We start from the raw sequence: 19,143 nt of genomic DNA on the forward strand, positions 1-19,143 counted from the left end.
AAGCCCCAGGCCGCTGGGGCTGTCCGCTTTTTGTCGCCGCCTTTGCACTGGAGAACCCCATGAGCTTCGTCAACATCGAAAAACCCGCCGCTGGCGCCGAAGGCCCCCGCATGGACGCCGAGTGGCTGGACGCGCACTGGATGCCCTATACGGCCAACCGCCAGTTCAAGGCCAACCCGCGCATGATCGTGGAGGCCAGCGGCGCCTATTTCACCGACAGCGAAGGCCGCAAGATTTTTGACGGCCTGTCGGGCCTGTGGTGCTCCGGGTTGGGCCATGGCCGCCGCGAGATCGCCGAAGCCATCGGCAAGCAGGCGATGAAGCTGGACTACGCACCCGCTTTCCAGTTTGGCCACCCGCTGTCGTTCGAGCTGGCCAACCGCGTGAAGGAACTGACGCCTGCAGGGCTGGACTATGTGTTCTTCACCGGCTCAGGCTCCGAGTCGGCCGACACGTCTCTGAAGATGGCCCGCGCCTACTGGCGCGCCAAGGGCCAGGGCACCAAGACGCGCCTCATCGGCCGCGAAAAGGGCTACCACGGCGTGAACTTTGGCGGCATCTCGGTGGGCGGCATCGTGGCCAACCGCAAGCTATTTGGCCAAGGCGTGGAAGCCGACCACCTGCCCCACACCCAACCGCCCGCAGGCTCGTTTCACAAGGGCATGCCGCCCACGGGCAAGGAACTGGCCGACCGCCTGCTGGAAGTGATTGCACTGCACGACGCGAGCAACATCGCCGCCGTGATCGTCGAGCCCTTCTCGGGCTCGGCCGGTGTGGTGATCCCGCCTGTGGGCTACCTGCAGCGCCTGCGCGAGATCTGCACCCAAAACAACATCTTGCTGATTTTTGACGAAGTGATCAGCGGTTTTGGCCGCAGCGGCGCCTGGACGGGGGCCGAAGCCTTCGGCGTGACGCCCGACATCCTGAACTTTGCGAAGCAGGTCACCAACGGCGCGCAGCCGCTGGGCGGCGTGGTGGCTACCAAGGAAATCTACGACACCTTCATGGCCGCCGGCGGTCCCGAGTACATGCTCGAATTCCCGCACGGCTACACCTACTCGGCCCACCCCGTGGCCTGCGCGGCGGGCATTGCGGCGCTCGACATCCTGCAAAACGAAGACATGATCGGCCGCGTGAAGGCGCTGGCCCCGTACTTCGAGCAGGCTGTGCACAGCCTTAAGGGCGCCAAGCATGTGGCCGACATCCGCAACTTTGGCCTGGCGGCCGGCTTCACCATTGCGGCGCTGCCCGGCGAGCCTGCCAAGCGCCCCTATGAGATCGCCATGAACTGCTGGAAGAAGGGCTTTTACGTGCGCTACGGTGGCGACACCATCCAGCTGGCACCGCCCTTCATCAGCACCCAGGCCGAAATCGACCGCCTGATCAGCGCCCTGGGCGACGCCCTGCAAGAAACCGCCTGAGCTTCCTTCGCCAGCCAGCCTGCCCCTCCATGCGCATCTCCATCCTCACCTTCGATGCCTTCAACGACCTGGATTCGCTGGTGGCGTTTGGCATGCTCAATCGCATCGCTCTGCTGGGCGACAAGGACTGGCAGGTGCGCATTGCGAGTCCCGCGCCCCGCATCACGTCCATGAACGGGCTGACCATCGACGCGCACGAAGACCTGAGCCAGCTGGCTGAGGCCGACGCGGTGCTGGTGGGCAGCGGCATGAAGACGCGTGAGGTGGCCAACACCCCCGCGCTGATGGAACAGCTAAGGGTGCTGAACCCCGCCCGCCAGTTGCTGGCGGCGCAGTGCTCTGGCACCTTCCTGCTCAGCCGCCTGGGCCTGCTGAGCGGCACGCCCGCCTGCACGGACCTGACCAGCAAGCCGTGGGTGGTGGAGTCGGGCGTGGACGTGGTGCCGCGCGCGTTTGCGGCCCACGGCAACGTGGCCACGGCGGGCGGGTGCCTGGCCTCGCAGTACCTGGTGGCGTGGCTGATCGCCCGCCTCAAGGGGCTGGATGCCGCGCGCGAAGTGCTGCACTACTTTGCCCCGGTGGGCGAGAAGCAGGAGTTCATCGACCGCGCCTTGGGGCATGTGCTGCCCGCACTGGAGCCCCAGGCTGCTGCGGCTTGAATACTATAAATTTGGTAGCTATCAGCGCATGTTTCACTAGCGCTTGTGGCACTTTTTACTTGAAAACACCATGAACCACGACAAAAACGTCACCACCACCATCGGCCATCTCATCGACGGCCAGATCGTCGCCGACACCGCCCGTACGCAGCCCGTGTTTGACCCCGCCACCGGCCTGTCCACCACCAGCGTGGCCCTGGCAAGCCAGGCTACGGTCGAGGCGGCCATTGCCTCGGCCGAGGCCGCGTTTCCGGCCTGGCGCAACACGCCGCCGCTCAAGCGTGCGCGCGTGATGAGCAAGCTGAAAGTCCTGCTCGAAGAAAACGCCGACAAGATCGCCGCCCTGATCACCGCCGAACACGGCAAGGTTCTGGCCGATGCACACGGTGAGCTGCAGCGTGGCATTGAAAACGTCGAATACGCGAGCTACGCGCCCGAGCTGCTCAAGGGCGAGCACAGCCGCAATGTGGGCCCCAGCATCGACTCGTGGAGTGAGTTCCAGGCGCTGGGCGTCACCGCAGGCATCACGCCCTTCAACTTCCCGGCGATGGTGCCGCTGTGGATGTGGCCCATGGCCGTGGCGTGTGGCAACACCTTTGTGCTCAAGCCTTCGGAGCGCGATCCCTCCTCCACGCTGTTCATCGCCCAGCTGGCGCTGGAAGCGGGCCTGCCGCCCGGCGTGCTGAACGTCGTCAACGGCGACAAGCTGGCCGTGGACACTCTGCTGCAGGACCCGCGCGTGAAGGCCGTGAGCTTTGTCGGCTCCACCCCCATTGCCGAGTACATCTACGCCGAAGGCTGCAAGCACGGCAAGCGCGTGCAGGCCCTGGGCGGTGCCAAGAACCACGCCGTGCTGATGCCCGACGCCGATGTAGGCAACGCCGTGAGCGCGCTGATGGGCGCGGCCTACGGCTCGTGTGGCGAGCGCTGCATGGCCATCCCTCTGCTGGTCGCCGTGGGCGACGAAGTGGGTGACGCCGTGATCGCGGGCCTGAAGACCGAGATCGCCAAGATGAAGGTCGGTCCCGGCACCGACAACAGCAACGACATGGGCCCGCTGGTCACCAAGCCGCACTTCGAGAAGGTGAAGGGCTATGTCGACCAGGGTGTGGCAGAGGGTGCCACGCTGGTGGTCGATGGCCGCGGCGTGAAGGTTGCGGGCCATGAAGAAGGCTACTTTTTGGGCGCATGCCTGTTCGACAACGTCAAGCCCGGCATGAAGATCTACCAGGAAGAGATCTTCGGCCCCGTGCTCGGTGTGGTGCGCGTGAAGACGCTGCAGGAAGCCATGCAGCTCATCAACGACCACGAATACGGCAACGGCACCTGCATCTTCACGCGCGACGGCGAGGCCGCCCGCTACTTCACCGACCACATCCAGGTCGGCATGGTGGGCGTGAACGTGCCCCTGCCCGTGCCGGTTGCCTACCACTCGTTCGGCGGCTGGAAGCGCAGCCTGTTCGGCGACCTGCACGCCTACGGTCCCGACGCCGTGCGCTTCTACACCAAGCGCAAGACCATCACGCAGCGCTGGCCCTCGGCGGGCGTGCGTGAGGGGGCGGTGTTCAGCTTCCCGAGCAGCCGCTGAAGCACCAGCGTCCACTTTTCGACGACAAAGGCCCCAAGTGGGGCCTTTTTTTCGTTCTATGCCCTGCCAGGGTGTTTGAAGGCGAGCCATGCAAATGCGCATGGCTGGCGTGGCATGCCGTCTTTTGGCGCAAGAAGAGCCCATGAAGCGACCCGTTTTCGGATGCCGAGGTCTTACCCATCAAAAAGCAAAACACTTCATAGCTTTTGTGCATGGATACGGAGGTCTCAAAACCCTGCCCGCACGACACAATCAATGGGCAAACAGCCCCTCTGTAAGCAGATTCGCTTACTAGGGTTTTTACGCACATCCCCCTACAATCGCAGACCCTTACAAAGCTGACAGCCTGCTGCAGACCCGCTGGAGTACGGTTTTGGCCCCTCACCCCTGAGTTGGAGACACTGAATGCCTGAGAACACCACGGCCCAGAACAACAACGATTCCGACAAGCGTGCCCAGTTGCGCCGTGCCGCTCTCGAGTACCACGAGTTTCCCAAGCCCGGCAAGCTGGCGATTGCCGCGACCAAGCAGATGATCAACCAGCACGATCTCGCGCTGGCCTACTCGCCCGGCGTGGCCGCGCCCTGCGAAGAGATCGTCAAGGACCCGGCCAACGCCTTCCGCTACACCTCGCGCGGCAACCTGGTCGCCGTGATCAGCAACGGCACGGCCGTGCTGGGCCTGGGCGACATTGGTGCGCTGGCCTCCAAGCCGGTGATGGAAGGCAAGGCCGTCCTGTTCAAGAAGTTCGCGGGCGTGGACGTGTTCGACATCGAGATCGACGAGAAGGACCCCGCCAAGCTGGTAGAGGTGATTGCGGCACTGGAGCCGACCTTTGGCGCCGTGAACCTCGAAGACATCAAGGCTCCCGACTGCTTCTATGTGGAGCGCGAGCTGCGCAAGCGCATGAAGATCCCGGTCTTCCACGACGACCAGCACGGTACGGCGATCACGGTGGCGGCGGCCGTCGTGAATGCGCTCAAGGTCGCCAACAAGAAGATCGAAGACGTGAAGCTGGTCACCAGCGGCGCGGGTGCGGCGGCCCTGGCCTGCCTGAACCTGCTGCTCAAGGTGGGCGTGCAGCGCAAGAACGTGTTCGTCACCGACCTGGCTGGTGTGGTGTATGAAGGCCGCGAAGAGCTGATGGACGACGACAAGCGCCAGTTCATGCAGAAGACCGACGCGCGCAAGCTGGCCGAGGTGATGGTGGGGGCGGACGTGTTCCTGGGCCTGTCGGCCGGCAACGTGCTCAAGCCCGAGATGGTGGCCACCATGGCCGAACGCCCGGTGATCTTCGCGCTGGCCAACCCCAATCCCGAGATCACGCCCGAGCTGGCGCACAGCGTGCGCAACGACATCATCATGGCCACGGGCCGCTCGGACTATCCGAACCAGGTGAACAACGTCCTGTGCTTCCCATACATCTTCCGTGGAGCACTGGACTGCGGTGCCACCACCATCACCGATGAGATGGAGATTGCCGCGGTGCACGCGATTGCCGAGCTGGCACAGGCCGAACAAAGCGAGGTGGTGGCCGCCGCCTACGTGGGCGAGAAGCTGACCTTCGGGCCCGAATACCTGATCCCCAAGCCGTTCGACCCGCGCCTGATGATGAAGATCGCGCCCGCCGTGGCCCAGGCCGCCATGGACAGCGGCGTGGCACAGCGCCCCATCGCCGATATGGACGCGTACCGCGATCGGCTGCAGACCTTTGTGTATGCCTCGGGCACGACGATGAAGCCCATCTTCGACGCGGCCCGCAATGCCGCCAAGAAGCGGGTGGCCTATGCCGAGGGCGAAGAAGAACGCGTGCTGCGTGCTGCGCAGATCGTGGTGGACGAAAAGGTGGCGCGCCCCACGCTGATCGGCCGCCCCGCCATCATCGCCCAGCGCATCGAAAAGTTTGGCCTGCGCCTGAAGGAGGGCGTGGACTACGACGTGGTCAACACCGACTTCGACCACCGCTACCGCGACTTCTGGCAGACCTACCACCGCATGACCGAGCGCAAGGGCATCACCCAGCAGGTTGCCAAGATCGAGATGCGCCGCCGCCTCACGCTCATCGGTTCGATGATGCTGCACAAGGGCGAAGTGGACGGCCTGATCTGCGGTACTTGGGGCACCACCGCCAACCACCTGATGTACATCGACCAGGTCATCGGCAAGCATGCAGGCGGCGCCGACAGCACCGAGCAGGATGTGCCGGTGTACGCCTGCATGAACGGCCTGATGCTGCCGGGCCGCCAGGTGTTCCTGGTGGACACGCACGTCAACTACGACCCCACGCCGCAGGAGCTGGCCGAGATCACCGCCTTGGCCGCCGAGGAAATGATGCGCTTTGGCATCAAGCCCAAGGCGGCGCTGCTGTCGCACTCCAACTTCGGCACCAGCAACAGCCCCAGCGCCGTGAAGATGCGCCGGACGCTGGAACTGCTGCGCCAGCAGGCCCCCTGGCTGGAAGTGGACGGCGAAATGCATGGCGACGTGGCGCTGGACGGCAAGGCCCGCTCGGCGCTCATGCCCAGCAGCGAGCTGACCGGCGACGCCAACTTGCTGGTGTTCCCCAACATCGACGCCGCCAACATTGCCTACAACCTGCTCAAGACCGCAGCAGGTGGCGGCATTGCCATCGGCCCCGTGCTGCTGGGCGCTGCCAAGCCGGTTCATATCCTGACACCCAGTGCCACCGTGCGTCGTATTGTGAACATGACAGCCCTCACCGTGGCCGATGCCAACGCCCTGCGGTAAGCCTTAAAAGAATAGCAAGCGCTAACTTAAAACCCCTGCAAAGCCCTTCAGCGTCTGCCCAATCTTTGTGCAGACGCTTGCTTTTTGGGGACCGTTGAGCGACACTAGCGGGTCGAAATTTCGGGTTAACCCGTAGTTTCTGAAAGGTTCGTTGATGCTGAAGGCTGTAGCCACCCGGGCGCGCAAGGCAGGGTTATTGTGTGTTTTGGGTGTTGCTTTCGTGCTGTCTCCGGTCGCGGGACATGCCCGGAAATCCCCGTCCACCGACGGGTCCATCACCCCCATCGCACTGGCCGAGTTGCCGCCCCAAGGGCGGACAACGTATGCGCTGATTCGTGAGGGCGGGCCCTTTCCGTACGACAAGGACGGATCGGTTTTTGGCAATCGCGAGCGGCTGTTGCCCGCCCAAAAGCGAGGCTACTACCGTGAATACACCGTCAGAACACCAGGATCGCGCGACCGGGGAGCCCGGCGCATCGTGTGTGGCGGCAAGCCCCGGATGCCGGATGCCTGCTACTACACCAGCGACCACTACGCCAGTTTTCGCGAGATCGTCGAGTAACCCCAATGCGTCGTACGCCAGCCAGCCCATCCCTGAAAGCGTACGCCGCGCCCCATTGAATTCCCCATTCACAGGCCGCATCCTGCAGCCTGTGAGATGCCAGAAGTTTGTGGACTTTATAAAGAAAGAGTAGCGGAGATGCAGACGCCACTTCGTAAAGACCTGGAAACGCCACTGCGTGGCGTGCGCACCAACATCGTGCAGTCCATTCGCGCCTTCCGCGTGCAGGACCTGCAAGATGCAGCCACCTCCATGGGTCACCATTTCTTGTACGCCAATCTGGCCCACGCGCAGTCCAAGCAGGATGTGCTGGATCTGATTGCCGCCCAATTCACGTTCCCGTCGCACTTCGGCAAGAACTTCGATGCGTTGTACGACTGCATGACAGACCCCTTGCACAAATCAGGCCCGCAGCCTGGTTTCATCGTGGTGCTGGAGCAGATTCCTGCCACGGGCAAGTTCGACAAGGAAGCGCGCGAGCAGTTGCTCGACATCTTCCGTGATGCTGCCGACTACTGGGGTGATCGCAAGATCCCCTTCCGGTGTTTCTATTCTTTTCTGTAGCCCGTTCTGCATCCACCAGCCAAGCAGAACGGGCGAACGAGGCTAGCGACACCCAGGCCGTGGAAGGCATCGAGATCAACGGTGAACCCGCTGAAAAGATGCCCACCGACAAGCTTGTGGACGTGTCGCCCATGGCGCTGCGCATGAGCAGCCCTTTCAATGCCGGGTATTGGCTCAGCGCCGCATAACTCGGTACATCCCCCTGAGCGGCTACGCCGCTTCCCCCTTCTCTCGGCTTCGCCGGGCAGGGGGACGACACCAGCGCGGCGGGGCGGCCCTTGCGCGGTGTCTCTGGCATGGTATCTCGCCCATCGTCGAGGGCAGAGTTGAATCAAGCGCCCTGCCACACCCTAGGCAGGCCTCTTTTCCTGCCATTGATGCGGATGATACGGGTGCACTGCACCCCATTTTTTGCCCCCATAGACCGCCAGCGCCTATTCAGCAAGCGCCGCCAGCTATCAATTCAAGAGCATTTCTGCGCCAGGGCCACGTATTCGGCCACGGGCACTTCCTCGGCGCGGCGCTGGGTGTCGAATTCACCAGCAAACTGGCGGGCTTCGAGCCAGCGGCCCAGCGTGTGGCGCAGCAGCTTGCGGCGCTGGCTGAAGGCGACCTGCACCAGCTCTTCCAGCAGCGGCACAGACAAGGCCGCAGGCTCTGCATGCGGCACCATGCGCACCACGGCGCTGTCCACGCGCGGAGGCGGGTCAAAGCTCTCGGGCGGCACGAACAGCACGTTTTCCATGGCGTAGCGCCATTGCAGCATCACCGACAGGCGCCCGTAGTCGCCCGTGGCGGGGCTGGCCACCATGCGGTCGATCACTTCCTTTTGCAGCATGAAGTGCTGGTCTTCGATGACCTGCACATGGTCCAGCAGATGGAACAGGATGGGTGTGGAGATGTTGTAGGGCAGGTTGCCCACCACGCGCAACCGCAAACCGGGCTGTCCTGCCTTGTCACGCAGGGTCTGCGCCAATGCGGTGAAGTCCACTTTGAGCACGTCCGACTCAATCACGTCGAGCTGGCCATGCAGGCGCAGGCGCAGCGCCAGGTCGCGGTCCAGTTCGATGACCGTGAGGCGCCCCAGGCGTTCCACCAAGGGCTGCGTCAGCGCGGCCAGACCGGGCCCGATCTCGACCATGGGTTGGCCGGGCAGCGGCGCAATGGCCTGCACGATGCCGTCGATGATGCCCTGGTCGGACAGGAAATGCTGTCCGAAGCGCTTGCGGGGAATGTGTTTCAACGCGGCCTTACCTGTTGTCGTGTCTGAGAGTGCTTGGAGCTCGTGTGCGCTGCACTCACTGGGGTGGCTCGCGGTACTCGACATACGCGCGCCCGCGCAACTCCTGCGCCCAGGTAGCATAGGCCTCGTCGAGCTTCTTCTCGCGCACCGTGCTGCGGGCCATTTCGCGCTGCTCGCGCTGGGTGAGCTTGGCCTCGCGGCGTTCGAGCAGCTGGATCAGGTGCACGCCAAAACGCGAAACCAGGGGTTCGCTGACGTCACCGGGCTTGAGGGCGTCCAGCGCTTGCTCGAACTCGGGGACATACCGGCCTGGGTTGGCCCAGCCGAGGTCACCGCCCTCCTTGGAACTGCCGTCCTGCGAATGCTCGCGCGCCAGGGCTGCAAAGTCGGCCTGCCCCGCCAGCACGCGGCGGCGGTAGTCGGCCAGGCGCGCGGCGGCGGCGGCTTCGGACAACTGGGGGCCCGTGCGCAGCAAGATGTGGCGCGCATGGTTTTGCACTACGGTGGTCGGCATACCCGCCGTCACACGTTCCACCACCTTGAGCACGTGAAAACCCGCTGGCGAGCGCACCGGGCCCACGATGGAGCCCACCGGCAGGCCGAGGGTGGAGTTCACAAACAGCTCCGGATAACGATCCGCAGGCCGCAAGCCCAGCAATCCACCAGCGCGCTGGCCTTCGGGCGCATCGGAGAACTCGCGGGCCACCGCTGCAAAGTCTTCGCCCGCGCGCACCTTGTCGGCCGCTCGCTGTGCCCGTGCCTGCCGCTCGGCCACCTGCGTGGGGGTGGCGTTTTCAGGCACCAGCACCAGCACATGGCCGAGGTTGATCTCCATGGCGGCGACATCCGTGCCCTTTTGCTCTTCACGCAGGAACTGGTCCACGTCCAGATCGCTCACCTTCACCCGCGCTTCGACTTCGCGCTCGCGCAGGCGCTGCTGCAGCAGCTGGTTGCGCAGCTCTTCGCGAAAACGGTCCTTGCTCATTCCATCGCGGGCCAGGCGCGCATACAGCTCGTCCACCGTCATGTCGTTCTGGCGGGCCACGCCCTGCTCGGCCTGCGACACGGCGTAGTCATCGACCTTGATGCCCGATTCGCGGGCCTGCTGCAGCTGCACCTTCTCCAGGATGATGCGTTCGAGGACTTCGCGCGCCAGCGCATCGCGCGGTGGCATGGCACCGCCCTGCTTGGCGATCTGCGCCTCGGCACGTGCCAGGCGCGAGCGCACCTCGTAGTTGGTCACGGGCTCGGAGTTGACCACCGCCACAATGAAATCGGCCGAGCGCGGGGCCGTGCTGGTGGAGGGCGCGGGCAGCGTGATGGAGGGCACGGCAGCAGGGCGCGCATTCAGCGAAGACGGCGAGGAAGACAACCCTGTCTTGCCCGAGGACGAGGTCCCCGAGGGGCGCAGGCCCTGGGCCGCAGCGCCTTGCGCCACGAGGGATGCCAACGCGGCCGTCAAGGCCAGTGCGAATACACGGTGGTTCATGGTCTAGTCGTAGTTGCTGAAGCGGCTGGGCGTGGAGACCTGCTCGCGCAGGTTCTGGTAACGCGGCACATTTTGCTTGAAGGAGTCGAGCGGGCTGGAGCCCAGGCTCAGGCGGGAGAAGCCCACGAATTCGATCTGGAACAGCAGGCGCGTGTTGGAGCTGGTCACGCTGCTTTGCAGACGCTCCAGCACCACGCGGCCGATCCAGCAGCAGCTGTCGTACTCGAAGCCCACCACGGTGTCCACGAGTTTGCGGTCCTTCATGCTGTAGTTCAGGCGGCCCACGCTGTACCAGCGCCCGCCGCCCTGGCCGCGGCCGGGGCCCAGGTCCTTGCCCTTGTCGCCCCACAGGTCGTTCAGCGGCCACTGCCAGCCGATGTCGATCTGCTCGCTGGTGCCACGTTGCAGGCGGTAGGCCGCGCTCACCGTGCGGTAGTTGCTGGGGCTGTAGCGCGCACCGATGGTCGAACGGATGGACTGCCCGGTCTTGGGGTTGTACTGCACGGTGGAGTCAAAGCCCCACTGCGGTGTCCAGTTGATGCCCGCGCCCAGCAGCAGGTCCGACAGGCGCTCGCTGACCGGCGTGCCCCCTGGCAGGGTGACCTTCTGGTCCGAGAAACGCACCCGCTGGGCAATGCCGAAGCGCGCTGCCTGGGCACCAGTGTCGGGGTCCAGCAGGCGTGTGGTCACGCCCAGGGTCAGCAGGTTGTTGTCGGCCAGCCGGTCGTTGCCGCCAAACGCGTTCTCTGTGTAGATGGTGGCGAAGTTGAAGTCATTGGCCGCTGTGTCATACACCGGCAGCATGCTCTGGTCGCGGTAGGGCGTGTAGGTGTAGAACGCCCGGGGCTCCAGTGTCTGCAGGAAGGCGCGACCAAAGTAGGCGGTGTCACGCTCGAACACCAGGCCGCTGTCCAGGCTGAAGGTAGGCAGCGTGCGGCTGGCCGAGCGCTGGCCGTTGGACAGGGCCGAGTCAAACTGGTACTGCGTGGCGTGCAGCTGCAGGCGCGGGGTGATGAAACCACCCGGCGACAGGAAGGGGCGACTGATCTGCGCCATGGCGTAACTGCGATCGGCATTGGGCTGGCCCGTGAGCGCACGGGCCGCTTCAAAGCGCGTGGTGTCCAGCTCCACGCTGGCATCGAATCCACCGCCCAGCTGCGAGGGGTTGTAGCGCCATTGCACCTGCGGCATGCGGTCATACGGAGGCACGATGGGCGAGCTCACGTCTTGCAGCGTCTGCCACTTGAGCGTGCGCACCGTGGCCGACATGTCGTTGCGGCCCCAGGACAGGATCGCATCGTTGGGGAGCAGGCGCTGGCGCAGTTGATCCGTAGCACGGCTGAAGTCGCGCCAGTAGTTGTCATCACTCACGCGGTTGAGGTTGAGGTTCAGCCCCAGCCCGCCGATGCCGGTGTCGAACGCGCCTTCGTGTTTGCCGCTAAAGCTCCAGCGCACACGGTCCCGTAGACGGTCGGTGGGCATCACGTCGGCACTGATCTGGCCTTTGTAGGTTGGCTCCAGGTAGCGGAACTCGCCGCCCACGTTGGCGCCTCGTTTGGTCATGAGCGCGGCGCGCAAGGTGGCATCGCGGTTGGGCGCGATGTTCCAGTAATACGGCTGCATGTAGGTCACGCCATCCCGACTGTCGAGCCCGACAGTGGGCGGCAGCAGGCCGGACTTGCGCTTTTCCGACAGCGGGAAGCTGATGTACGGAATGGGCAGCACCGAGATGCCCTTGAACTCCAGCACCGCATCTTCGGCCGTACCCACCTCTTCCTCGTTGTCAATGCGGATGGTGGCGGCGCGCAGCACCCAGTCGGGCTGCCAGCTTTCCTCGTTGCCACGCTCGCAGGTGGTGTAGGTGCCGTTGTGCACCACGGCGCGGTAGCGGTCCACAAAGTCCACCCGCGTCGCATCTCCATGCGCCTGCGTGGCCAGGAAGCGGTAGCGCGCGTCGCTGAAGAAGCCCTCGAAGGCCTCCACCCGCAGCTCCAGCGCCGTGCCTTCGTAGACGTTGCCTGCGCGATTGATGCGCACCTTGCCGTTGGCCTTGGCCAGGTCCTCGGGCACGTTGTAGTCGAGCCGGTCGGCGCGGATGACCGTGTCGCCCCGGCGCAGCTCGGCGTTGCCTTCAATCAGTGCGTTCAGGTCGGTCTGGCCGCTGATGTGGTCGCCCTTCACAAAGACGGGCAATTGCGAACGCACGGCGTCGGGAATCTTTTCCTGCAGCAGGGGTGACGTGCGCAGCACCGGCGGCGCATCCCAGGCGCTGGGCGCGGCTCCGTCCTGGGCCAGAGCCGCCAGCGGCAGGCCACACCAGGCCAGCGCAACGCCCAGGGCCAGCACGCGGGGCACGGGGGGCCGCAGCCGTGCAGACTTCGCCATGGCGGGCCGGGCGCGAAGGGAGGTGAGGTTCTGCACGGTGAGGGGCTGGCAGCGTGGCACGTGGGGTGTTGAGGGGCGGTAGCGGACAAAGGGACCGGTCCTGGCCAGCGCGCACGGCGCCAGCCACGACCGGTTTGTAAAATCGGATTATCCATGAGCCACCCCATCCCCCCATCGCCCGCCGGCCAGCCCCTGGGCGCCACCGTGGCCGCACCTGCTGCGCCCGCCGCCTCCACCCCTGTCAGCTGGCCTGATGCAGCCCGCCGCGCGGCCTTCGAAGCCTGGTTGGCGCCTCTCGTGGGCCCCCACCAGCTGCTGCCTGCCACGCTGCGCCCCGCCTCGGCCGATGCCAGCTTCCGCCGCTACCTGCGCATCGACACAGCCACGGGCGCCAGCCGCATCGTCATGGACGCGCCGCCCGACAAGGAAAACTGCCAGCCGTTTGTGCAGGTGCAGGGCCTGATGGCCGCAGCGGGGCTGAACGTGCCGCAGATCCTGGCGTTTGATGCGCCCACCGGCTTCATGCTGCTGTCCGACCTGGGCCACCAGACGGTGATCGAGCGGCTGAACCCCGAAAACCCCCAGGACGCCTACGCCTGGTACCAGCAGGCCACCGATGTGCTGCTGCAGTGGCAAAAGGCGTCCACCCCCGGTGTGCTGCCCGCCTACGACGAGCCGTTGCTGCGCCGCGAGCTGGCGCTGTTCCCCGACTGGTACCTCGCCCAGCACCGCAGCGTCACGCTGGATGACAAGCAACAGGCCACCTTGAGCAGCGCCTTTGACGCCATCGTGGCGCACAACCTGGCCGCCCCGCAGGTGTATTTGCACCGCGACTTCATGACCCGCAACCTGATGGCACCTGCCGAACAGGGAGCCCCCTTGGGCGTGCTGGATTTCCAGGACGCGGTCTACGGCCCCATCACTTACGACATTGCCAGCCTGCTGCGCGATGCGTTCATCAGCTGGGAAGAAGAATTCGTCATCGACATTACCGTGCGTTACTGGGAAAAGGCGCGCAAGGCCGGACTGCTGGGCGCCACCAGCGCCAGCGGCTGGGGCGATGACTTTGGCGAGTTCTACCGCGCGGTGGAGTGGATGGGCCTGCAGCGGCACCTCAAGGTCGCGGGCATTTTTGCGCGCCTGACGCTGCGCGACGGCAAGCCCAAGTACCTGGCCGATGCGCCCCGCTTCATCGCCTACATCCGCGCCACCGCCAACCGCTACCGCCAGCTGGGGCCGCTGCTCAAGATGCTGGACCAGATCGAAGGCACCGAGCCCGTGGTGGGGTTTGCGTACGGCCGCATGTAGCCACAGCCCTCTGCATCCACGGCACGCCCCAAGAAATCAAGCAAAAACCGGCTCAAGCGCAGACAAATCATGCGCTAGCAGCTATTACAAAGATAGCAAATGCCCCGTTTCCATTGCCCGGCCCCCCTGGCCACCGGCGCCGAGCTGGACCTGCCCCCGGGCGCTGCACGCCATGTGCAGGTGCTGCGCCTGCAGCCTGGTGACGGCATCACGCTGTTCCACGGCGGCCAGAGCTCGGCCGACCCGGGCGGCGAGTTCGATGCCACCGTGGTCAAGATGGGCCGCAGCGATGTGCGCGTGCTGGTGGGGGCGCACCACGCCATCGAGCGCGAGGCGCCCCGCGCCGTGCACCTGCTGGCGGGTATCACCGCCAACGAGCGGATGGACTGGCTGGTCGAGAAAGCCACCGAACTGGGCGTGGCCAGCATCACCCCGCTGGTGGCCGAGCGCAGCGTGCTCAAGCTCAAGGGCGAGCGCGCCGACAAGAAGATCGCCCACTGGCAGGCCGTGGCCGTGGCCGCCTGCGAGCAGTGCGGCCGCAACCGCGTACCGGTGGTGCACGCCGCCATCGACCTGGCGGGCTGGCTGCGTTCACCAGGGCAGGGCCTGACATCTCCCGAGACACGGGACACTCCCCAGCGCCTGCTGCTGTCGCTGCGGGCCGGTACCGTGCCGCTGCGCGAGGCCACGGGCAGCGCGGATGGCCAGCGCCCCGTGCTGTTCCTCTCGGGTCCCGAGGGCGGGCTGAGCGCTGCGGAAGAAGACCTGGCGCTACAACACGGCTTCGCCCCAGTCACGCTGGGCCCGCGTGTGCTGCGTGCCGAGACGGCCCCGCTGGCCGCCTTGGCCGCGCTCACGCTGTAGCGCGACACCCCGCGCGCAGGTCGGGCTCGCCACGCGGGCCCCACGCCCGGACAAGCCCTGGGGGGCTGTACGCACGGCACTACCTCACCGTAAAATCTCCGACCGGCCGGTAACCCCAGGATCACACGGGTTTCGGGCCACCCCGCCCGCGCGCCGCGCGGCCCTCTCTCCTGGCCGGAGCCCCCACCTTGCGCCCACCCGCCCGCTGGCAGCGCCTCAAGGATGTGATCCTCTCCACCGACCCACGGCGGCGCACGCTGGTGGGCATGGCCTTGCTGGCGCTCACGCTGATGGCAGGCAGCGCCGGCGTGATGCTGCTGGTGGCGCATTCCAGCACCACCGTGGACCAGACCGCCGTGCAATGGTGGGCCGCCCTGTCGGTGGGCGGCCTGGTGGTCATGACGGCCTTCATCCGCTCCGGCGAAACCGCCCGCCTGCGCGACCCCTCGCTCACCATCCCGCAAATGGTCTGGACCATCACCAGCGGCGCCGTGGCCTATGTGCTGGCAGGCGATGCGCGCGGGCTGGTGCCCAGCGTGCTGGCAATGATCCTGTTCTTTGGCACCTTCGGCCTCACGGTGGCCGAGGTGATTGGCATTGGCGTGTATGCGCTGCTGGCCTTTGCCAGCGCCATCGGCGTCAGTTCGCGCTTCAACGCCAACGCCTCGGGCTACCTCGACACCGCCTACGCACTGATGGTGCTCATCGTGCTCAGCGGCTGCATTGCGCTGAACCTGCGCATCCAGCGCATCCGCGCCAAGCTGCAGCAGCAGCGCGAGGCGCTGGCCCAGGCGCTCGAAGTCAACCGCGAACTGGCCACCCGCGACGAGCTGACAGGCCTCATCAACCGCCGCGCCATGCTCGACCTGATGGCGCTGGAGCACCGCCGCAGCCTGCGCAGTGGCCGCCCGATGCTGCTGGCGCAGCTGGACATCGACCACTTCAAGCCCATCAACGACCAGCACGGCCACGCCACCGGCGACCGCGCGCTGCAGGCCTTTGCGGGCACGGTGCGCGCCAGCGTGCGCGACACCGACGTGCTGGCCCGCTGGGGTGGCGAGGAGTTTGTGCTGATGCTCACCGACACCTCGGCAGACCATGCGCGCGAGTTGCTCGAACGCATCCGCCAGGCCGTGCAGGCGCTGGAGATTGCCCACAGCGCAGGCTCACTGCACCTCACGGTGTCCATCGGCCTGGCGCAGCACCTGCCCGGAGACACCGTGGAGCACACGCTGGAACGCGCCGACCAGGCGCTGTACCACGCCAAGGCCCTGGGCCGCAACCGTGTGGTCGTGGCGCCTGCCGCCCACCGTACCGTGGCGGCGGGGTCTAACGCACGGGCTTGATCGTGCCGCAGTCAGCGGCGAGCCACTTGCCGTTTTGCACCATGTCGATCTGCTCGGGCTTGCCGTTCGACGTGGTCTTGACCTTGAAATTGCCCGTGTAGGCCGTGGGGCCCTGGAAGGTCATCGTTCCTTCGCCCGTGGTGGGCGGCTGCCCCTGGGCGCCCTTGCAGCTGAACGTCATCGCCACCGCGTTGGGGCCCATGCGTTGCACGTTCTGCGTGCAGCCCTCCTGCGCCGGAATGCGGTCCAGGTCGGCCTGCTCGGGGCTGATGCAGACCTTCACGGTGTTGCCGCTGGGGCCCATGCTCACGCCCTGCTGGGCCATGGCTTGCTCCATCTGCTTGCGCTGCGCGGGCGTCAGGCTGGCCATGGACTTCTGCATCTGCGCCATTGCGGCCTCCAGCTGGCCGCTCTGGCTTTTCATGGTCACGCTGTTCTCCCACAGGCCGGGCCGCAGCTTCTGGGGCTGGGCGTGGGCAGTGCAGAGCGCAGCGAAGGAAACGGCAAACACGAAAGCGCGGGGGATGGTGGTGTGCATGGTGTGGGGGCCTCAGTGCCAGCGGCTGGGACCACAGTATCGGCAAGCACGCCCTGGCTGCCAAGTGGAGACGGAGCACTTCAGGGGCCACGATCGACGGCACGCACTCTCAGAAAGACGCCGGACCGCTCAAGCACTCAGGTGCGGCGGCGCGCGCAGCTGCTCGGGGGTGGTGAAGTAGGCCGCCGACGCCCCCAGGCCCGCACGCGCCTGCGCCAGCTCGTGGCGCGCCACGGTGCGCAGGTGCACCTCGTCGGGCCCATCCATCAGCCGCAGCGCGCGGCCCCAGGTCCAGAAGGCGGCCAGCGGCGTGTCGGGCGACAGGCCCATGGCGCCAAAGATCTGCATGGCGCGGTCCACCACGCGCTGCTGCAGGCGCGCAGCCACCACCTTGATGGCAGCGACCTGGGCACGCACGGCGCGCGCGTCCGCCGCATCGGCTGATTCGCCCTGGTCCAGCAGCCACGCAGCGTGCAGCACCAGCAGGCGCGCCTGGTCGATCTCGATGCGCGACTCGGCCAGCCACTCCTGCACGTTGGCCTGATCGGCCAGCGGCTTGCCAAACGCCGTGCGCTCCAGCGCGCGCTCGGTGGCCAGGCGCAGCGCCAGCTCGCACTGGCCGATGGTGCGCATGCAGTGGTGCACACGGCCAGGGCCCAGGCGCGCCTGCGCCATCGCAAACCCCGCCCCCCAGTCGCCCAGCAGGTGGTCCGCAGGCACACGCACGCCCTGCAGCAGGATCTCGCAATGCCCCTCGGGCGCATGGTGGTGCAGCACGGGGATGTTGCGCACGATCTGCACACCCGGCGTGTCCACGGGCACCAGCACCATGCTGTGGCGGTGGTGGCTGTCTGCACCATCGGCATCCGCATTGCGGCACAGCACGATGAGCAGTTGGCAGTGCGGATGCGCCGCGCCGGTGATGAACCACTTGCGGCCGCTGAGCACCAGGCCATCCTCCTCGCGTCGCACCGTGGTCTGCAGGTTTGTGGGATCGGACGAGGCCACGTCGGGCTCGCTCATCGCAAAGGCCGAACGCATCTGGCCGTGCAGCAACGGCACCAGCCAGCGGGCGCGCTGCGCGGGTGTGGCAAAGCGGTGCAGCAGCTCGATGTTGCCGGTGTCCGGCGCCTGGCAGTTGAACACCTCGGCCGCCCAGGGCAGGCGGCCCATGGCCTCGGCCAGTGGTGCGTAGTCGAGGTTGGACAGGCGCGTGCCGGGCTCGTCGTCCTGCAGCGTGGGCAGGAACAGGTTCCACAGCCCTTCCTCGCGGGCGAGCGCCTTGAGGTCTTCCAGGAACGGCGGCGGGTAGTCGCGCGCGGCCACGGCCGCATGCCAGGCGGCGTTGTAGGGCAGCAGATAACGGTCGATGAACGCCAGCAGGCGATCACGCAGTTGCAGAGCCAGGGGGGAAGGTGCGAAGTCCATGCGGACATTGTGAAAACAGCGCCAGCACACGTCACAACGCAAGCGACAACGGGCTTGACGCACATCACGGCCTGCCCGGAGCGCCCTCAGGGAGGCAAACACAGCGCTATGCTATTGATAGCTATCAAGGCATATTGCACTAGCGCTACCAGCCTCTTTTGCTTGAAATCTCGCTGAGCGCCCCCCTGCACACGGGTACCATGGCCCCATGAGTACCCACTACGAAACCCTGCAACACGCCGACACCTACCGCGAGGCGTTTGCGGTCGAGCCCCCTGCGGCGCTGGGTGAACGCCACCTGTGGCCCCGCAAGCCAGGTTTCTTTATCGTGCATGCCGCGACGGCCGCCGCCCTGGCACAAGGGCCCACCAGCCCGGCCGAGGAGACCGCTCCACCAACAACTGCATCAGACACCCCCAGCAACGCCGCCCCCCACCGGGTACTGGTGCCTGCGCAATGGGGCCTGGTGCCGCACTGGGTCAAGTCGGCGTCCGACGCGAAACTGCGCGCACCCAAGCTGGTCAACGCCAAGTCCGACACCGCCTCCACCGGTACGGCGTTTCGCGACGCATGGCTGAACGGCCAGCGCTGCATCGTGCCCATGGCTGCGTTTTATGAAGACGACCTGCGCAGCGGCAAGGCCGTGCCCACCCGCGTCGCGCGCGTGGACGGCAAGCCCATGGGCGTGGCAGGCCTGTGGGCGCGCTGGCAGGGCGCTGACGGCGAGGTGATCATCAGCTACTGCCTGCTCACGGTGAACGCCAACAACCACGCGCTGCTGCACCGCTACGGCCAGCCCGGCAGCGAAAAAAGCATGCCCGCCATCGTGAACGAAGGCGCGTACGACGCGTGGCTCACGGCCCGGCCGGAAAAGGCCAAGGAGTTCATGCGCCAGTACGCGGCGCAGTGGCTCACGGCCAACCCGGTGGAAAAAAAGGCGGACAAGGTGCCCAAGGGATTTCTGGACTGAACCAGGCCCCTGTAGCGCACCCGCGCCATG

The 19,143-nt window shown here is 66.1% G+C and carries 16 protein-coding genes; 11 read left to right on the forward strand and 5 right to left on the reverse strand.

Annotated features, from left to right (window positions below; all coding sequences use genetic code 11):
• Window positions 1–59 precede the first annotated feature (59 nt).
• The 7 genes from C8C96_RS03320 (at window position 60) to C8C96_RS24590 (ending at window position 7,730) form a co-directional block, all read left to right on the forward strand.
• On the forward strand, window positions 60–1,421 hold the full coding sequence (locus C8C96_RS03320; RefSeq protein WP_108496902.1) for an aspartate aminotransferase family protein: 1,362 nt from the start codon (window positions 60–62) through the stop codon (window positions 1,419–1,421).
• Window positions 1,422–1,450: 29 nt separating this feature from the next.
• A complete protein-coding gene (locus C8C96_RS03325; protein ID WP_121941416.1) occupies window positions 1,451–2,080 on the forward strand; it encodes a DJ-1/PfpI family protein in 630 nt (209 codons plus the stop codon).
• Window positions 2,081–2,150: 70 nt separating this feature from the next.
• Entirely contained in the window at window positions 2,151–3,668 is a 1,518-nt protein-coding gene (locus C8C96_RS03330) for a CoA-acylating methylmalonate-semialdehyde dehydrogenase (protein ID WP_121941417.1), read from the forward strand.
• A 405-nt stretch (window positions 3,669–4,073) separates the two neighbouring features.
• Window positions 4,074–6,416: an NADP-dependent malic enzyme gene (locus C8C96_RS03335; protein ID WP_056742688.1), complete on the forward strand. Its 2,343-nt coding sequence runs from the start codon at window positions 4,074–4,076 to the stop codon at window positions 6,414–6,416.
• Between the two features lie 154 nt (window positions 6,417–6,570).
• Window positions 6,571–6,978 (forward strand): ribonuclease domain-containing protein, encoded by a 408-nt coding sequence (locus C8C96_RS03340; RefSeq protein ID WP_056056729.1) that lies wholly within the window; start codon window positions 6,571–6,573, stop codon window positions 6,976–6,978.
• Between the two features lie 138 nt (window positions 6,979–7,116).
• Window positions 7,117–7,542 (forward strand): barstar family protein, encoded by a 426-nt coding sequence (locus C8C96_RS03345; RefSeq protein WP_015016366.1) that lies wholly within the window; start codon window positions 7,117–7,119, stop codon window positions 7,540–7,542.
• The gene (locus C8C96_RS24590; protein WP_015016367.1) at window positions 7,521–7,730 is read left to right on the forward strand and encodes a hypothetical protein; all 210 of its coding nucleotides are present in this window, start codon (window positions 7,521–7,523) and stop codon (window positions 7,728–7,730) included. Before C8C96_RS03345 ends, C8C96_RS24590 begins: the two co-directional genes overlap by 22 nt.
• A gap of 275 nt (window positions 7,731–8,005) precedes the next feature.
• Here the strand turns inward: C8C96_RS24590 and rsmA are convergent, their stop codons facing one another.
• From rsmA to C8C96_RS03360, 3 genes are read right to left on the reverse strand one after another with little or no spacing between them, the layout of a single operon-like run.
• Window positions 8,006–8,785, reverse strand: a complete 780-nt coding sequence (gene rsmA / locus C8C96_RS03350) for a 16S rRNA (adenine(1518)-N(6)/adenine(1519)-N(6))-dimethyltransferase RsmA (protein WP_121941418.1) — start codon at window positions 8,783–8,785, stop codon at window positions 8,006–8,008.
• A gap of 55 nt (window positions 8,786–8,840) precedes the next feature.
• On the reverse strand, window positions 8,841–10,274 hold the full coding sequence (locus C8C96_RS03355) for a peptidylprolyl isomerase (protein ID WP_121941419.1): 1,434 nt from the start codon (window positions 10,272–10,274) through the stop codon (window positions 8,841–8,843).
• A gap of 3 nt (window positions 10,275–10,277) precedes the next feature.
• Window positions 10,278–12,659, reverse strand: coding sequence for an LPS-assembly protein LptD (locus C8C96_RS03360; RefSeq protein WP_056742682.1), 2,382 nt, complete (start codon window positions 12,657–12,659; stop codon window positions 10,278–10,280).
• Between the two features lie 153 nt (window positions 12,660–12,812).
• On the opposite strand from C8C96_RS03360, the gene C8C96_RS03365 reads away from it, so the two are divergent.
• The 3 genes from C8C96_RS03365 to C8C96_RS03375 all read left to right on the forward strand — a co-directional run bounded on the left by C8C96_RS03365 (window position 12,813) and on the right by C8C96_RS03375 (window position 16,177).
• The gene (locus C8C96_RS03365) at window positions 12,813–13,967 is read left to right on the forward strand and encodes an aminoglycoside phosphotransferase family protein (protein ID WP_233584142.1); all 1,155 of its coding nucleotides are present in this window, start codon (window positions 12,813–12,815) and stop codon (window positions 13,965–13,967) included.
• 99 nt (window positions 13,968–14,066) lie between these two features.
• Entirely contained in the window at window positions 14,067–14,831 is a 765-nt protein-coding gene (locus C8C96_RS03370; protein ID WP_121941420.1) for a 16S rRNA (uracil(1498)-N(3))-methyltransferase, read from the forward strand.
• A 188-nt stretch (window positions 14,832–15,019) separates the two neighbouring features.
• Window positions 15,020–16,177: a diguanylate cyclase gene (locus tag C8C96_RS03375; protein WP_056056740.1), complete on the forward strand. Its 1,158-nt coding sequence runs from the start codon at window positions 15,020–15,022 to the stop codon at window positions 16,175–16,177.
• Here C8C96_RS03375 and C8C96_RS03380 read toward each other — a convergent pair.
• Both C8C96_RS03380 and C8C96_RS03385 read right to left on the reverse strand, forming a co-directional pair.
• Window positions 16,161–16,715 (reverse strand): DUF3617 domain-containing protein, encoded by a 555-nt coding sequence (locus C8C96_RS03380; RefSeq protein ID WP_121941421.1) that lies wholly within the window; start codon window positions 16,713–16,715, stop codon window positions 16,161–16,163. The two genes, C8C96_RS03375 and C8C96_RS03380, sit on opposite strands and share 17 nt — an antisense overlap.
• A gap of 129 nt (window positions 16,716–16,844) precedes the next feature.
• A complete protein-coding gene (locus C8C96_RS03385) occupies window positions 16,845–18,143 on the reverse strand; it encodes an acyl-CoA dehydrogenase family protein (protein WP_121941422.1) in 1,299 nt (432 codons plus the stop codon).
• 208 nt (window positions 18,144–18,351) lie between these two features.
• Here C8C96_RS03385 and C8C96_RS03390 point away from each other — a divergent pair, with 208 nt between their 5' ends.
• Entirely contained in the window at window positions 18,352–19,113 is a 762-nt protein-coding gene (locus C8C96_RS03390; RefSeq protein ID WP_121941423.1) for an SOS response-associated peptidase, read from the forward strand.
• Window positions 19,114–19,143 lie beyond the last annotated feature (30 nt).

This window comes from Acidovorax sp. 100 (genome assembly GCF_003688355.1).
Lineage (GTDB): Bacteria > Pseudomonadota > Gammaproteobacteria > Burkholderiales > Burkholderiaceae_C > Acidovorax > Acidovorax delafieldii.

What these genes read in the sequence shown, in the direction of transcription:
- C8C96_RS03320 (WP_108496902.1), top strand. Translation starts at nt 60, where the DNA reads ATGAGCTTCGTCAACATCGAAAAACCCGCCGCTGGCGCCGAAGGCCCC.
- C8C96_RS03325 (WP_121941416.1), top strand. Translation starts at nt 1,451, where the DNA reads ATGCGCATCTCCATCCTCACCTTCGATGCCTTCAACGACCTGGATTCG.
- C8C96_RS03330 (WP_121941417.1), top strand. Translation starts at nt 2,151, where the DNA reads ATGAACCACGACAAAAACGTCACCACCACCATCGGCCATCTCATCGAC.
- C8C96_RS03335 (WP_056742688.1), top strand. Translation starts at nt 4,074, where the DNA reads ATGCCTGAGAACACCACGGCCCAGAACAACAACGATTCCGACAAGCGT.
- C8C96_RS03340 (WP_056056729.1), top strand. Translation starts at nt 6,571, where the DNA reads ATGCTGAAGGCTGTAGCCACCCGGGCGCGCAAGGCAGGGTTATTGTGT.
- C8C96_RS03345 (WP_015016366.1), top strand. Translation starts at nt 7,117, where the DNA reads ATGCAGACGCCACTTCGTAAAGACCTGGAAACGCCACTGCGTGGCGTG.
- C8C96_RS03355 (WP_121941419.1), bottom strand. Translation starts at nt 10,274, where the DNA reads ATGAACCACCGTGTATTCGCACTGGCCTTGACGGCCGCGTTGGCATCC.
- C8C96_RS03360 (WP_056742682.1), bottom strand. Translation starts at nt 12,659, where the DNA reads ATGGCGAAGTCTGCACGGCTGCGGCCCCCCGTGCCCCGCGTGCTGGCC.
- C8C96_RS03365 (WP_233584142.1), top strand. Translation starts at nt 12,813, where the DNA reads ATGAGCCACCCCATCCCCCCATCGCCCGCCGGCCAGCCCCTGGGCGCC.
- C8C96_RS03370 (WP_121941420.1), top strand. Translation starts at nt 14,067, where the DNA reads ATGCCCCGTTTCCATTGCCCGGCCCCCCTGGCCACCGGCGCCGAGCTG.
- C8C96_RS03380 (WP_121941421.1), bottom strand. Translation starts at nt 16,715, where the DNA reads ATGCACACCACCATCCCCCGCGCTTTCGTGTTTGCCGTTTCCTTCGCT.
- C8C96_RS03385 (WP_121941422.1), bottom strand. Translation starts at nt 18,143, where the DNA reads ATGGACTTCGCACCTTCCCCCCTGGCTCTGCAACTGCGTGATCGCCTG.
- C8C96_RS03390 (WP_121941423.1), top strand. Translation starts at nt 18,352, where the DNA reads ATGAGTACCCACTACGAAACCCTGCAACACGCCGACACCTACCGCGAG.